This window comes from Chondrinema litorale, from assembly GCF_026250525.1.
Classification (GTDB): Bacteria; Bacteroidota; Bacteroidia; order Cytophagales; family Flammeovirgaceae; genus Chondrinema; species Chondrinema litorale.
This window is the reverse complement of record NZ_CP111062.1, coordinates 37,474-51,765: the sequence shown is the minus strand read 5'-3', so window position 1 is coordinate 51,765 and position 14,292 is coordinate 37,474. Positions and strand designations below refer to the sequence as shown.

General features: G+C 32.9%; 12 protein-coding genes. 8 read left to right on the top strand and 4 right to left on the bottom strand.

Annotated features, from left to right (window positions below; genetic code table 11):
- Positions 1-1,131: 1,131 nt before the first annotated feature.
- The 7 genes from OQ292_RS38410 to OQ292_RS41065 all read left to right on the top strand — a co-directional run bounded on the left by OQ292_RS38410 (position 1,132) and on the right by OQ292_RS41065 (position 9,291).
- Positions 1,132-1,806: a response regulator transcription factor gene (locus tag OQ292_RS38410; RefSeq protein WP_284689570.1), complete on the top strand. Its 675-nt coding sequence runs from the start codon at positions 1,132-1,134 to the stop codon at positions 1,804-1,806.
- Positions 1,803-3,089 carry a sensor histidine kinase gene (locus tag OQ292_RS38405; RefSeq protein WP_284689569.1) on the top strand — a complete coding sequence of 429 codons (1,287 nt, stop codon included), beginning with the start codon at positions 1,803-1,805 and terminating at the stop codon, positions 3,087-3,089. The genes OQ292_RS38410 and OQ292_RS38405 overlap by 4 nt, the downstream gene beginning before the upstream one ends.
- A 202-nt stretch (positions 3,090-3,291) precedes the next feature.
- Positions 3,292-3,888: a phosphatase PAP2 family protein gene (locus OQ292_RS38400; protein WP_284689568.1), complete on the top strand. Its 597-nt coding sequence runs from the start codon at positions 3,292-3,294 to the stop codon at positions 3,886-3,888.
- Positions 3,889-3,954: 66 nt separating this feature from the next.
- Entirely contained in the window at positions 3,955-4,401 is a 447-nt protein-coding gene (locus OQ292_RS38395; RefSeq protein WP_284689567.1) for a PepSY-like domain-containing protein, read from the top strand.
- A gap of 43 nt (positions 4,402-4,444) precedes the next feature.
- The gene (locus OQ292_RS38390; RefSeq protein WP_284689566.1) at positions 4,445-6,802 is read left to right on the top strand and encodes a TonB-dependent receptor; all 2,358 of its coding nucleotides are present in this window, start codon (positions 4,445-4,447) and stop codon (positions 6,800-6,802) included.
- 11 nt (positions 6,803-6,813) lie between these two features.
- Positions 6,814-7,416, top strand: a complete 603-nt coding sequence (locus tag OQ292_RS38385; RefSeq protein ID WP_284689565.1) for an HD domain-containing protein — start codon at positions 6,814-6,816, stop codon at positions 7,414-7,416.
- 195 nt (positions 7,417-7,611) lie between these two features.
- Positions 7,612-9,291, top strand: a complete 1,680-nt coding sequence (locus tag OQ292_RS41065; protein ID WP_348970709.1) for a glycosyltransferase — start codon at positions 7,612-7,614, stop codon at positions 9,289-9,291.
- A gap of 386 nt (positions 9,292-9,677) precedes the next feature.
- Here OQ292_RS41065 and OQ292_RS38370 read toward each other — a convergent pair whose 3' ends face one another.
- Complete coding sequence (locus OQ292_RS38370) at positions 9,678-10,241, bottom strand: amidohydrolase family protein (protein WP_348970710.1); 564 nt, start codon at positions 10,239-10,241, stop codon at positions 9,678-9,680.
- A 40-nt stretch (positions 10,242-10,281) separates the two neighbouring features.
- On the bottom strand, positions 10,282-10,509 hold the full coding sequence (locus tag OQ292_RS38365) for a hypothetical protein (RefSeq protein ID WP_284689564.1): 228 nt from the start codon (positions 10,507-10,509) through the stop codon (positions 10,282-10,284).
- Between the two features lie 440 nt (positions 10,510-10,949).
- Here OQ292_RS38365 and OQ292_RS38355 point away from each other — a divergent pair, with 440 nt between their 5' ends.
- Positions 10,950-11,906 (top strand): hypothetical protein, encoded by a 957-nt coding sequence (locus OQ292_RS38355; protein WP_284689563.1) that lies wholly within the window; start codon positions 10,950-10,952, stop codon positions 11,904-11,906.
- Positions 11,907-12,298: 392 nt separating this feature from the next.
- Here OQ292_RS38355 and OQ292_RS38350 read toward each other — a convergent pair whose 3' ends face one another.
- Positions 12,299-13,183, bottom strand: coding sequence for a toxin-antitoxin system YwqK family antitoxin (locus OQ292_RS38350; RefSeq protein WP_284689562.1), 885 nt, complete (start codon positions 13,181-13,183; stop codon positions 12,299-12,301).
- A 34-nt stretch (positions 13,184-13,217) separates the two neighbouring features.
- On the bottom strand, positions 13,218-14,270 hold the full coding sequence (locus OQ292_RS38345; RefSeq protein WP_284689561.1) for an RHS repeat domain-containing protein: 1,053 nt from the start codon (positions 14,268-14,270) through the stop codon (positions 13,218-13,220).
- Positions 14,271-14,292 lie beyond the last annotated feature (22 nt).

Sequence of the window (14,292 nt, the reverse complement as noted above, 5' to 3'; positions counted from 1 at the left end):
AGAAAGTGATTTATTCAAAATAGGGAAATAATTAACATACATGAAGGTTCCATTGTAGAAGGCTGTAGTAGTTATATTTAAGCTAGACAGTTAAGCTCTGCTGAAAATTCCTCTGAATTGATCTTGTCAAACAATGCTAAGAAAGCAGTTGTTTTGAGTTGAGCGGTTAGCATTTTTAAAAATGCACATGAGATAAAAAAGAAAGCCTTGTACAAAAATTAAAACTACATTACTTTGTTATAAATATGATCCATTAAGCACTGCAATTAAACCTTTTGGCTTTTCTTCTACCTGTACCATTCCCAAATTAATGTCTAATGTAAGATCTGTAGTTTTAGCTAAATGAGTTAGCTGACATTTAGATTGGGTAGAATCTCTTTGAATATTCCAGCGAGGAACCTAGCCCATCATATTCAATTTGTCTCACAAACTTTCTGCTAATTCTACATTTTCTAATTCAGTATTTACATCAACTTTTGTCGATCATGTTTTGTCAATTTCACTTTTTGCTACATCAATTTTATGGTTGAGAATGATGCTACTTAAACCAAGAGCGATTAAATAAAAGGAGGTGAAAAGCCCAGCATACAAATGCAGCTTTATCAGGAGGATTTTTTCATTGATTCATATTTTACTATTCTTTGATTCACTTTATAGTGATTACTAAAATTAGTAAAGCAGATTTATTTTCTTGTACTGAGAAGAGTAATTTAGAATAATACTATCTTTTATTAATATAAGATGAATAGAAACAACCCAACAAGTTTTGATACTCATCGATCTTTTTAGTATTAAAAAACACTATTCGAATAATTAATTCGGATTACTAGAGAATAACAGAGCGATTTTATTTACCTATCATTGGCTTATTATTGTACAATGGAGTACTACAAAGTGAAGTAGTGGCACCTTCTAATGTTTTTACAAAGTCTACAGAAGATAGAAAATAAATTTTAATGTAATTACGATTAGTGAAAGTTGAAACCCAATTACAAATGAAGAAGTCTTAAGACTAATTCCAAGTTCCCAACGATAAGATTGTAGAATCTATGTGATTAATTTCTTTTTAGATATAAAGTAATTCTGGATAAATTCTAAATTTATTCAGAATTACCTGCTTAATTAGCCTGCATGAAAATATTAATCATTGAAGACGAATCAGAATTAGCCCAAGATATGGTAAAGTATCTTACCACAGAGCAATATCTTTGCGAATGGGCTTCAGATTACAAATCTGCCATAAATAAGATTTCTTCTTATGATTATGATTGTATTTTACTAGATTTAATGCTTCCCGGTGGAGATGGATTATCCCTATTAAGCGAGCTAAAAAAGTTGCATAAGCAAGATGGAGTTATTATCATTTCAGCCAAGAATTCTATAGACGATAAGGTAAATGGATTAAAACTCGGAGCAGATGATTACTTAGCGAAGCCTTTTCACCAAGCAGAGTTGGCAGCGCGCATAGAATCTTTGATTAGAAGAAGGCTATTCGATAGCAACAACATCATCACTCAAAATGAATTATCGATTGATCTGCTAGCAAAGACAGTTACAATTGAAAATAATCTAGTAAACCTCACAAAAAAAGAATATGATCTGCTCTTGTTTTTTATTGGCAACAAAAACAGAGTGCTTTCAAAAAGTGCCTTAGCCGAGCATTTATCGGGTGATTTTGCAGATATGTTTGATAATCACGATTTTGTATATGCCCATGTAAAAAACCTGAAAAGGAAACTGAAAGAATGTGGCTATGGTGATTATATTAAAACAATTTATGGAACAGGTTACAAGTGGGAAATATGACCAAACTACTTAATAAACCGCTTAAAGTTTTCACCATTTATGCACTAATTATCTTAGTAATTAGCATTCCTGCTTATGTGTTGGTTGTAGATTTTATTTGGATTACTGAACTAGATGAGAATAATTGGCTCACATTGCAATACACCAAAAACAAACTAGAAGCCGAAACTTTTACCGAAGACGATCTTGAAAAAATCAATCATATTTGGGGTGAGCTACAACCCGGTGTTTCTATTAGCAAAGTAGAAGATAATTTTACTCTACAAGACAGTGTATACGAAGCGATTAGAACGAATGAGTATGATCCAGACGATGGAGAAGATCGTTTTCGTGGACTCATTTCTTATGTGGTGATCAATGGCGAAACATATCAACTAACCATCGAAACGAATGTTGAGGAATCGGATGAGACTTTCGTGGCAGTTGCTATAGTAACCATGGTTTTTTTCGCTATTTTGATTGTTGGCTTTATTATTCTCAATCGTAAATTATCTAGAAATACTTGGAAACCTTTTTATCAAACTCTTTCATCTTTACAATCTTTTGAGCTTTCTAAAGATCGCACACTCAAACTGCCAGAAACAGATATTGAGGAATTTCAAGAACTTAATAACAGTATTGAGCAACTGGTGAAAAGAAATGTAGACACTTACCAACTGCAAAAATCTTTTACCGAAAATGCTTCTCACGAATTACAGACACCGATTGCCTTGCTCAAATCTAAATTGGATTTATTGTTTCAAGAAAAGGATGTAACACCAGCAATCTCTGAGATTTTGAGTAGCATAGAAATGCCTCTTTCGCGACTTTCAAGAATCAACAAAAACCTGCTGCTTTTAGCAAAAGTCGAAAATCAACAATATACAGAACAAGAAGAATTGAGTGTAAAAGAGTATGTTGAAAACGCTCTATTGCTTTTCGAAGATTATATCGAAGATAAACAAATTACTGTTTGTAGCGATGTTGAAAATGCTTTACAGATAAACTCCAATCCATTTTTATTAGAAACACTAACCCACAATTTGCTTTCTAATGCCATTAGGCATACTCAAACCGAAGGAGCGATTTTAATTAAATTGGAGACAAACACACTCTTATTTTCTAATTCTGGAAAAGCAGCATTGGATATTAAACAGCTATTTCAACGCTTTTCTATGGCTTCTAAAGATAAGATCAGCAGTGGATTGGGGCTTGCCATTGTCAACGAAATTGCCAAAAGAGAAAGCTGGAAAATTGACTACTATTTTGAAAATTATTATCACACATTCTCAGTGGAATTCTAACAATTTGTTAATAAAATGTATCGATTGAATTAGGACGAATCGCATTCTAAATTTCTTCTAAATCTACTGTTAGATTGGGTTTAAAAATCTCATGAAACAGTTATTACTACTTCAGATCTTGTGTGCTATTTCACAATTGAGCCTTGCCCAATATTTCAACACTCATTTTTTTGAAAGGACAGACACTGCTAAAATCAATTTTATGCCAAAAAGAACTGCCAGTTTAAATCAAGTTTATACACCGGTTTCACTTATAATTTTTGGCCTATCTGCAAACGGAAAAGGAGAAGAATCTTTAAAACATGAGTTTGCAGAAGAGCGAAATGAACATTTAGCTAATTTTAGAACCCACATAGACGATTATCTGCAATACAGTCCAATTATTTTAAGCTATGGGCTTGATGCTTTTGGAGTTAAATCTCGCAACGATATTAAAAACAGAACTGCTATTTTACTCAAAGGCGAATTAGGAATGGCAATAGTTACGACTGCCTTAAAACATGCAACCAGTATGCAAAGACCAGATTTTTCTAATAATCACTCATTTCCATCTGGGCACACTGCCCAAGCATTTGCCGCTGCTACTTTTTTATCTGAAGAATATAAGCACAAACTAAAATGGATTCCTTATGTTTCTTACACGATTGCCTCAGTAGTTGGCGGGCTTAGAATGGCAAATAACAAACACTATGTGAGCGATGTTTTGGTAGGTGCAGGCATTGGTATATTTTCAGTTAAAATAGCTTATTGGACGCATAAATATAAGTGGAGTAAAAATTACAAAACAACCCTTAGGTAAATTCTAAATTTCTTCCAAGTTGCAACTGATATTTACCACATAACAAAACAAAAATGTCTTTCAAACATGAAAAAAACACTCATTATCGCATTCACTATATCAGTATTAAGTATGCAATCTTGTATACACAAAACTGATAGCGAGATGGTACCAGAAGAAGTACTTACAGCACTTAATGCAAAATTTAAAGATTACAAAAAGCTTAAGTGGGAAAAAGAAAATGAAGAAGAATGGGAAGCCGAATTCGTAATGGATGAAAAGGAATACTCAGCTAATTTTTTAACTAATGGTGATTGGAAAGAAACCGAATATGAAATTAAAGGGTCTGATTTACCAGATAAAATTTTATATATTCTTAATGAGAATTTTTCCGACTACAAAATCGAAGAATGTGAGATTGTGCTAAGCAACGAGGGCACTTCTTACGAAATGGAAATTAAAACCAATAAAGAAGAATTTGAGATATTAATTGATTCTAAAGGCAATTTGACAAAACAAGAAAATGAAGATTAAAATTATTATTTGCATTTACATTGTTCTAGCACCATTTGCAATAATGGCACAACAAACAGTAGTAAATGTTTCAGGCGCTGTTAAAGCCAAAACTAACGCAGAAAACTTACCTTTCGCTAGCGTGATTTTAAAGAATCAGGTAGACTCATCATTCGTAGCAGGAACAATTACTAATGACAATGGCTTATTTAGCATTGCAGAAGTAAAACCCGGAGATTATTTTTTAGAAGTCACCAACATAGGTTTTAAAAAACATGTGGCACCACTTTTTATCGGTTCAAACTCGGCATTTATTTCTATTGGTGCGATTATGATGGAAGAAAATGTGCAAGAGCTAAACGAAGTACTCATTACTGCAAACAAAAATGCCGTAACCAGTACGATGGATAAAAAAACATACGATGTGGCTAGCAATGTGAGCCAAAGTGGCGGCAGTATTTTACAATCTATGAGTAATTTACCGGGAGTAACAACGCAAGATGGACAAGTTCAACTTAGAGGAAATAGCCAAGTAATGGTCTTGATTGATGGTAAACAAACTGCAATTACAGGTTTCGGCAATCAAAATGGGTTAGACAATATACCGGCGTCTGCAGTAGAAAAAATTGAAATTATCAATAATCCATCAGCAAAGTTTGATGCCAATGGAAATGCAGGAATCATAAATATCATTCTTAAAAAAGAAGACCAAGAAGGCTTAAATGGAAAAGTGGGATTATCTACAGGTTTAGGTGCTTTGTGGGTGCGAAAACAGAATTTACCGGGTATAAGACCACAATATCAGGGAACACCAAAGATTAATCCTTCAATCGCATTGAACTATAGAAAGAAGAAAGTAAACCTATTCCTCCAAGCTGATAATCTGTACACACAAACCCTCAATAAGAATGAGTTCATTAATAGAACTTATGATGATGGAACGGTGATTAATCAGCAAATGAAACGGAACCGAAATACAAACTTCTTTACTTCTAAAGCTGGTTTAGATTGGTTTATAAATGATTATAATACCATTACAGTTTCGGGCTTATTCAGTAAAGAATCTATAAAAGATAGAGGCGACCAGCCATTTTTTGATGGAGAAACTGATCAAAGTCTGAGACTGTGGCAGTTCTTAGAAGATGAAGTGCTTACTGCTGCGATGGCTACTATGAATTACGAACATAAATTCCAACAGCCCGGACATAAGCTAAACATTGGCTTCAACTATACTTTCGACAGAGAAGATGAAAAGTACTTTTTCGATAATTCCAGACCAACTTTTACTACTAATGAATCTTTCTTCTTAATAGCCGATCAAAAAGTAGCCGACTTTACTTTGGACTATACCAGACCAATGAAACATGGTGTTTTAGAAACTGGCTTAAAGTTTAGAAGCAGAACCATTCCTACCGATATGCAATTTAATCCATCAGCAACAAATTCTGTGTTAGATACTGGAGCAGATGGAAAAGCCACTTACAAAGAAACCATTCCGGCAATTTATGGAAATTACACTTATGAGGTTAAAAAACTCGAAGCAGAAATCGGTTTGAGATTAGAGTATGTAGATTTGAATTATACAGTAGACCCTAACCACAATACTTATTCAAGCGATGGTTACGATTATTTGCAGCCTTTCCCCAATGCGCGCATTACATATAAGTTAGATGACAATCACCGATTTTCAGTCTTTTATAACCGCAGGGTAGATCGACCAGACGAAGGTGATATTCGTATCTTTCCAAAATACGATGATGCGGAAATCATTAAAGTGGGTAATCCGGCATTGCAACCACAATTTACCAATAGTTTTGAACTGGGATATAAAAACGATTGGGACAAAGGCTATTTTTATGGAGCACTTTACCATCGCATTTCAGATGGAACAATTACGAGAATCGCCACCACAGTTGACAGCACAAACCTGATATATAACATCTCGCAAAACGTAGGCAAAAGTTATAATACAGGTATTGAATTGGTAATAACTAGAGCAATTTCTGATAAAGTAAATATGAATTTAAACCTGAATGGCTACCACAATCAAATAGATGCTTTTACAGTGCTAAATAAGTATCCAGTTGAAAATACCTTTACCGCCAAAAAGCAAGAGATTTATTCTGGCAACATCAAACTCAATACGAATATTAAGTTTGCTAACAAAACAGAAGCGCAGTTAACAGCAATTTATTTGGCACCAGATATCATTCCACAGGGAACTATTAAAGCTAGATTTTCTTTAGATGTAGGAGTTAAAAAATCAGTTCAAAAAGACAAAGGTGAGTTGTTTGTAAATGCTACTGATCTTTTAAACACAATGGTAATTAGGCAAAAAATTGATGGAAATAATTTTTCCTATACTAGTTCTAATTACTACGAAACTCAGGTAATTCGTTTTGGCTATAGTTATAAATTTTAATTGACTAAAATATGCTATTAGAAAAAGTTGAGAATTATACTTCTAGTTTATTAGAAAAGCTCAATGACTTGCCTTTTCATAATATACATCATACGAGGGCTGTAATTTCTCATGTGAAAGAGATTTGTGATCGATTGTCGGTTTCAGCAAAAGATGGTGAATCTGTTTTAATAGCAGCTTGGTTTCATGATGTTGGGTACATCACATCACATAAAAATCATGAAGAAATTAGCAGTAGAATGGCAGAAGATTTTCTTGTAAAAGAAGGCTTATATATAGAGCAAATTGAGGTAATTAAAAATTGTATACTTTCAACTAGGCTACCACAAAAGCCTAAATTACTCAATGAAAAGATTTTGTGCGATGCCGACTTATATCATTTATCTAGTTTAGATTATTTTTTCTGGCAGCAACTATTGAGAAGAGAATGGGAGATATGCTATGCTAAAAAATACAGTGACCTTAACTGGCACAAACTGAATCGAGAATTTCTATCAAACCACAGCTACCATACTGAATATGGTAAAAAGATATTACTACCAAGAGTAAAAGACAATTTAGCTAAAACAGAAAGGCTTTTACATACCTATCAAATAAAATTGAGATCTGTTTGAAAATCCTTAGATTGTAAAAATCACTTTATTACTATCCTATAGTAAAAAATTAAACATTATAAAAAACTACACTGGATGTTTGCCCCTTATTTCTCTTTTAGAAAATCTTAAGGATTACTTAAGTAAAATTTTATGAAGTACTATCTAAATTTATTGAAGAAAAGGTAACTACTACCTAATCTTAACATCAACGAAATGCATTTAAATAAAAACTGTTTCAATCATCTACTAAAGTTATATACTACTTTATTTGTTATCGGTTTACTCAGCTTATTTTTTATTAATAAAGGTGATATTGTACTATTTATCAATCAATATCACAGTAATTTCTCAGATGCATCTTTTAAGCAAATTACCAATTTAGGAAATGGTATTTTGTTGTTGCCACTTTTGCTTCTTACTCTACTTTTAAAAGATCGATTTAGTGCTTTAGTAGTAGTTCTGGCCTCAGTGATACATGGTATTGCAGTATTAGTTTTAAAAAGAGTTTTATTTGAAAGTGCATCCAGACCAATAGCTTTTTTTAGCAACACATCCTTATTACATTTTGTCGATGGGGTGCAGGTACACGCTTCGAGAAGTTTTCCGTCTGGCCATACGACTACAGCTTTCGTAATTGCATTTTGTCTGTCTTTACTATTTCAAAAACGTTTATTGACTTATGTATTCTTGTTTGTCGCCTTAATAGTAGCTTATTCTAGAGTGTATTTACTTCAACATTTCTATATCGATATACTATTTGGGGCCTTAGTCGGCACTGCTTCTGTAATTATTTCAAGACTAATTGCCATTCAGGTTTTTCAAAAGAGATACTCAAAAACACTCATTCCTTCTTCTAAACTGTATATATCGGCAAATAACCTTGCTGATACTAGGCATACAATTCAACAAATTCAATATTCTGATAATATCATGAAAATATCTATTGTAGTCACTCTTTTAAACGAAGAGGACAATATTTTTCCCTTAGTTAACAATGTACAAAAAGCCATGAACGGTATCGATTATGAATTGATACTCGTGGATGATGGCTCAACAGATAGTACGGTTTCCAGAATTAAATCTTTGGAAAATAGCAGAATCAAACTCTTAATCTTTTATAAAAACTATGGCCAGACTTCAGCGATGTCTGCCGGAATTGAAGCTGCTAGTGGAGACTATATAGTTACCATGGATGGCGATTTGCAAAATGACCCAAGCGATATTCCTTTGATGCTCGAAAAACTTTTAAGAGAAGAATGGGATGTAGTTGCAGGTAGAAGATTAAATAGAAAAGATGGCATGTTTGTTAGAAAAATTCCAAGTAAAATTGCCAACAGCCTCATTAGAAAACTCACCGACATTAGGATAAATGATTATGGTTGTACCTTAAAGATTTTTAAGAAAGAAATTGCCAAAGATCTTGGTTTGTATGGAGAGCTACATAGGTTTATTCCAGTGTTAGCGCATCTACAAGGGGCAAGAATTGCAGAAATGAATGTGAAACATCACCCAAGGATACACGGTAGCTCTAAATACGGATTGGGCAGAACTTTTAAAGTTATGAGCGATTTAATGTTGATGGTGTTTATGAAAAAGTATCTACAAAAACCCATTCACCTTTTGGGTCCTATTGGCTTTCTAAGTTTTTCTGTGGGGAGCATTATCAATTTATACTTGCTCATAGCCAAAATAGCTGGACAAGATATTTGGGGAAGGCCATTATTAATTCTTGGAATTACTTTGTTATTAGCTGGTATTCAATTTATTACCTTCGGTTTTATTATGGAGATGAATATGAGAACCTATTACGAATCTTCAGACAAAAAGACCTATAGAATTAGAGAAGTGTTTATTGGGAAAGAGAATAACCTAAGCACCTCTAAAGTGTTATAGTATTTAATAGAGTGGTATACAAGATGAAAATTTATATTTCCTTCAAGAAAAGAATGTCACGTATTTCATTTATGTAAGACTAAGTTTCCTAATGATTGACCGATTGTATATTTTGTACAGTTACTGCAATTATGGACTTGTGGGAACATGAGAGGACACTTTACATAAAGGCACATGGTAGAGCATTATGTAAAATATAAATAAAATATCCACCCCTTTGTAAATATTTTAAGGGGTGGATGTAGATTTCTATCTATGGACTTTAAAAAAAAGTCTTAATTGCTTTACCAAGTTCAATTTCAAATAGTTATGAAAAGCACAATATAACTTTCAGTGGATGGGAAATCAGAATAATTAATTTTTTTATTTTGATCAAATTGGACCTATTAACTCCATCGGTTTGGAAACAGAGCCATAATATTGCGAAAAGCAATATTTTCAAATTCTTCTTGTGTCAAATGATTTTGAAGACAAGGTACAAATTTATCTATTACAGTTCTTGGTGCAAAGAAAGCATCAGAGCCAAATAAGGTATGGTTTGGTGCAATTTCATTTGTCAATTTAACTACAAAAGGATCAACGTTTAGGGCAGTATCAAACCACATTCTAGCAATATAGGTGGATATATTTTTATCTACACTGGCCCAACGAGTTTTTATTTTATAAGAAACAGGCATGGCATTTCTTACTGGTTCTAACCTTGGGAAAGCCACTTTTACTCTGCTATGTAAATAAGGCAAAGTACCTCCCATATGAGAAAATATGAATTGAACATCAGGGCATCTTTCCATTGTTCCGCTATAAATAAGGTTATTTGCGGCTCTTGTGGTATTAAAAGTAAATTCTGTTATAAAATCTATAGGAACAAATTCTGGTTTTTTGATAGAAGCAGCAGGAGAACTAGGATGGACATATACTACAGCTTTAAATTTTTGTAATTCATTTAATATGTTATCATAACAAGCATTTCCTAAAAATTCATCTTCATAATTAGATAATAAGCCCTGCTTTTAGCATGCCTCCAACTACTAATTGTTGCAAGTGATAGATCCCATTATAATGAGCAGGAAATTCTTTTTTACTTAGTAATAAGTTCGTGAATGGTCCCATTCCCGCAAACAAAGAGATATGTTCAACCAAATTATGATAAAGGTTAATGTTTGTATTTAAATGGAAATATTCAGCTTCTTGAGTTATCGAATCACTTGGTGCTGCCAAATATTCATTTGTTTCTTTTCCTCCGTGTTTTATGTATCTTATTTGTGAAGAGAGATAAAAACGTTTTTTCTCTAAATAATCAAGGCCTATCTGAAAAGAATAGTTTTTAATACTTTTAGTTAGAAGCAGAAAATTCCATCATATATTTTATCATCGAAAAGCATATCTGTTACAGACCCATGATGAATAGTTATATTGGATTCATAATTTTTTTTACTAAATCAATGGCCGTATTAGAAATTTCAATTCCAGTTACTTCCCATTGTATTGTCCAAATTGGAAACTCTTGTAGTTTGATAAACAACAGAATTTACTGGTAAATAGGTATGTGTTTTTATGTTTCTTCTTGGTAAAATTAATTCTCATTTGGTGCTATGGATTACAGTAGCATTTTGAACTAGCAATTATCTCTTATCATTAACATATACCTTTATAAAACAATGAAGTACTTACTGAAATTAATTCTAGCAATATTTTTTATAATACCAGCTCAGGCCCAAAATGCAGATCTGAACACAGAAGGAATGTATAATGCAGAGTTTTTTGATTATTTATATAGAGGGCATTCCGAGAATATTGAATTGACTAGGGAAGATCCATACTTTTTAGGAGTTTTTGAGCAGTATTTAAGAGCCTATGGTGAACAATGCGCGAGTTATTTACCAGATAACAAAGTTAAAATAATGGAGCAGGTTTGTGTTAAAGAGAGTGTTACTACGAATGGCTATGGTGTTGAAGTCAGTAGATATTGTGTTGAGTGGGAGTGGGTGTGGACGGGTTTATATGCTCGCCCTGATTTATATAAATCTAAATTAGAGATTGAGCAAATACACAGAGCAAATGGACTGAAAAATGTAATGGAGTATATCATGAACCCAAATTCTTTGGGTAATTCGGTAGATCTAGCACATAAAGCAAAAGGTTTAAAACTAGATATGAATCAAATATTTGGTCTGAACAAATGTGATTGTGATGCCTTGAGAAAATTGGAAGAAAACCTTAAGTTATTTGCTCGAAATCAACCTCTAAACCGGATACAAGGCAAAAGTAAATATGAAGCAATGAAAGAGTCAGGTGGCCCTACAGGATCACAAAACTTTAACAAATTGATAGATGACTTAGTTACAGCTCAAGCACAGACTTGGATGATGAATCGTTACACAGCAGGAAGCATTTCAGGTGTCACAATAGAGTCAAAAGATAATCAAGGAAGACCTATTTCTATTAAAGCAAATTATAGTTACTCTGGCTTTGGAGGTAATAGCCAAGGTTGGGTTAAAATTATTTTTGAAAATGGATTGCCAAAATGTATTTACTTCTTCGATTTCCCTAATAACTGCAAGACTCCAACCACAAGTATTGTCTCATCATATGCGCAAGGTAATTATGGGGAATAATTTATTTTTAATTTAACATAATGATAGTTATGGATATTTATAACATACTGATATTCAGAATGTTAACCCATTGTACTCACTAGAATTATATGCACATAGTTGTAACAGAAGAAACCGTCTTTTTACTCTCCATCTACGATAAATCTGACAAAAAAAATATCTCAGAAAAAGAACTAGCAGAACTTCTTGATAATATAGATGAATAGCTTATGTATAAACAAAACCCCCAACATCTTTATAAACATTGGGGATTTGTATATTTTAATCCAAGAAAGAATCAAACATTATAACCCATAATTTGGTGTGTAACAAGAAGCTAAAATCCAGTGGAACACATATACTCTGCCTTAACAATAAAAAAGCCTTACCATTTTTGTAAGGCTTCAAGCATTTTAATGCTTTTTCACATAATATTCATACTCAAAAAAATTATGTAATGAACCAATGGTCGTAGTTCCAGAGTCTGTTTTTGATTCTACATCAAAATCATAAATATATCCCCTCAACATTTTTTTCCCGATTTTATCAGTAGGTAATTCCACTTCAATAGTATGACCTAAAGTTTCAATATTGCCATATGTAATGAAGTCAGTACTATCAATTAAAATAAACTCATCATTATAGTTACCTACATGTGCCATTATTCTAGAGTGCTCAGGTTCAGTTACTTCTAAAGTGACAAGTACCTCTTCATCTTGATAAAAGGTATCTTTCTCAGTTATAACGTTAACCCTTGATTTAGAATCGTACAAATTGCCTAAACTATCGTATTTCTCATAAAATATAGGTATGGAGCTCGTGTCACCTTCAAAAACAAATAAAACGGATTTCTCTTTACTTTTTAATAATTTCCGACTATCATCATAATAACCGTAGTGTGTCCCTACCATATACATATCGATGTATTTACCTTCATAAATTATATTACCTTTAGGTGAGAATATTTTATTTATACCATTGGCAATTCCTTTTTCTAAAACATATGTTTTATTGAGCTTACCATTATTATAATAAACCTTATAATGTCCATTATATTCACCATCCTTATATGTGCCTTCTTTTAAAAGCAAACCATCTTTTGAGTATTTTTTGAAAGGCCCGTTCCTAATACCATCTACAACACGTGTTTCGGTTTTTAATTCTCCATTCTCATAATATAATTTTAATTCTCCATTGTATTCTCCATTTTGGATTTGTATAATATACTTTAAATTACCATTTTCATAATAATCTTTCTCGTATTCTTCTTGTTGGACACCACATGAAATCAACAACATAAAAAGGTATAGATGTGTTTTAAAAATAATATTATCAGTCATTATTATCAGTTTTTACAGTATCAGAATATATTTTTGTTTTATTGTCTGGAGCATATACTCTTCTTTCCTTAATAGTTCCTTGCGGATTTAGATTTATACTACTACTATTTCCTTGTTCTCCAGTTTCATTTGCATTGGGGAGAGGTTTTTCCGATTCAGAAGGATAATCATCAGGATTAAGTGCTTGGGGTTTATTTTGGGTGTCTGACGTTTGAATTGTGGTAGTTGTATTATTACTAGGTTTATCCTCAACTCCCAAGAAAGCGCTTACAGCATTTACTGCATCTTCTAGTTCAAAAAAACTTACTACACCATTTAGGCCATGTCTCAAATTTTGAGAAAAACTAACAACTGAATTTCCTGATGAACCTATTGTAACATTATCCACATCGTCGTAGATTTCGGTAGGTCCATCTGTAAAGTCCTTTGATCTCCACCCCTTCCCATTTGGATTATCATCTTTTTCATATGTAGAGTATGCAACTGCTCCTACAGGAATTTTATGTCCATTACCATCTAAGGCATCATGTTGGAACTTAGATTTAATATAATTACCCAATTTTCGCAATTCATAATTTACTCTAGCACCATCATCACTAAACCAAGGACAGTCAGGACAATCTCCATATGGATCATTATATCTAACAGGGTTATTAAATGAATATTGATAAGGAGATAGTGATTCTTGTGGTGTGGCTTCTGCCAATGGGTCAATTTGATTGAATCTACCCAACTGGTAATCATAGGTTCTATGTTTGGTCATGTCCCAATTTAGTCCAAAATCCCTGTCCCTCTCTGTCTTGAACTGTTTCTTACCTGTACCCTGATTGTACTGAAACTTGTTGTCAGGAATGCCTTGTTTTTCAATGCCTGCCATGTTGAGCCCGAAAGGATAGTAATGATTTTCTTGCACAATTCTGGCTGGAGTATAATTGATTTCAATATCATCAAACCAAATATCGATATTACTTTCATTAGCTACAAAGATTTTTACAAAGCCATCTGCTGCTATTTCTAAATTTAAACTCAACTGAGAATTCCCCATATTACATTATGAATACTCCTTT

What these genes read in the sequence shown, in the direction of transcription:
- OQ292_RS38410 (WP_284689570.1), top strand. Translation starts at nt 1,132, where the DNA reads ATGAAAATATTAATCATTGAAGACGAATCAGAATTAGCCCAAGATATG.
- OQ292_RS38405 (WP_284689569.1), top strand. Translation starts at nt 1,803, where the DNA reads ATGACCAAACTACTTAATAAACCGCTTAAAGTTTTCACCATTTATGCA.
- OQ292_RS38400 (WP_284689568.1), top strand. Translation starts at nt 3,292, where the DNA reads ATGCCAAAAAGAACTGCCAGTTTAAATCAAGTTTATACACCGGTTTCA.
- OQ292_RS38395 (WP_284689567.1), top strand. Translation starts at nt 3,955, where the DNA reads ATGAAAAAAACACTCATTATCGCATTCACTATATCAGTATTAAGTATG.
- OQ292_RS38390 (WP_284689566.1), top strand. Translation starts at nt 4,445, where the DNA reads ATGGCACAACAAACAGTAGTAAATGTTTCAGGCGCTGTTAAAGCCAAA.
- OQ292_RS38385 (WP_284689565.1), top strand. Translation starts at nt 6,814, where the DNA reads ATGCTATTAGAAAAAGTTGAGAATTATACTTCTAGTTTATTAGAAAAG.
- OQ292_RS41065 (WP_348970709.1), top strand. Translation starts at nt 7,612, where the DNA reads ATGCATTTAAATAAAAACTGTTTCAATCATCTACTAAAGTTATATACT.
- OQ292_RS38355 (WP_284689563.1), top strand. Translation starts at nt 10,950, where the DNA reads ATGAAGTACTTACTGAAATTAATTCTAGCAATATTTTTTATAATACCA.
- OQ292_RS38350 (WP_284689562.1), bottom strand. Translation starts at nt 13,183, where the DNA reads ATGTTGTTGATTTCATGTGGTGTCCAACAAGAAGAATACGAGAAAGAT.
- OQ292_RS38345 (WP_284689561.1), bottom strand. Translation starts at nt 14,270, where the DNA reads ATGGGGAATTCTCAGTTGAGTTTAAATTTAGAAATAGCAGCAGATGGC.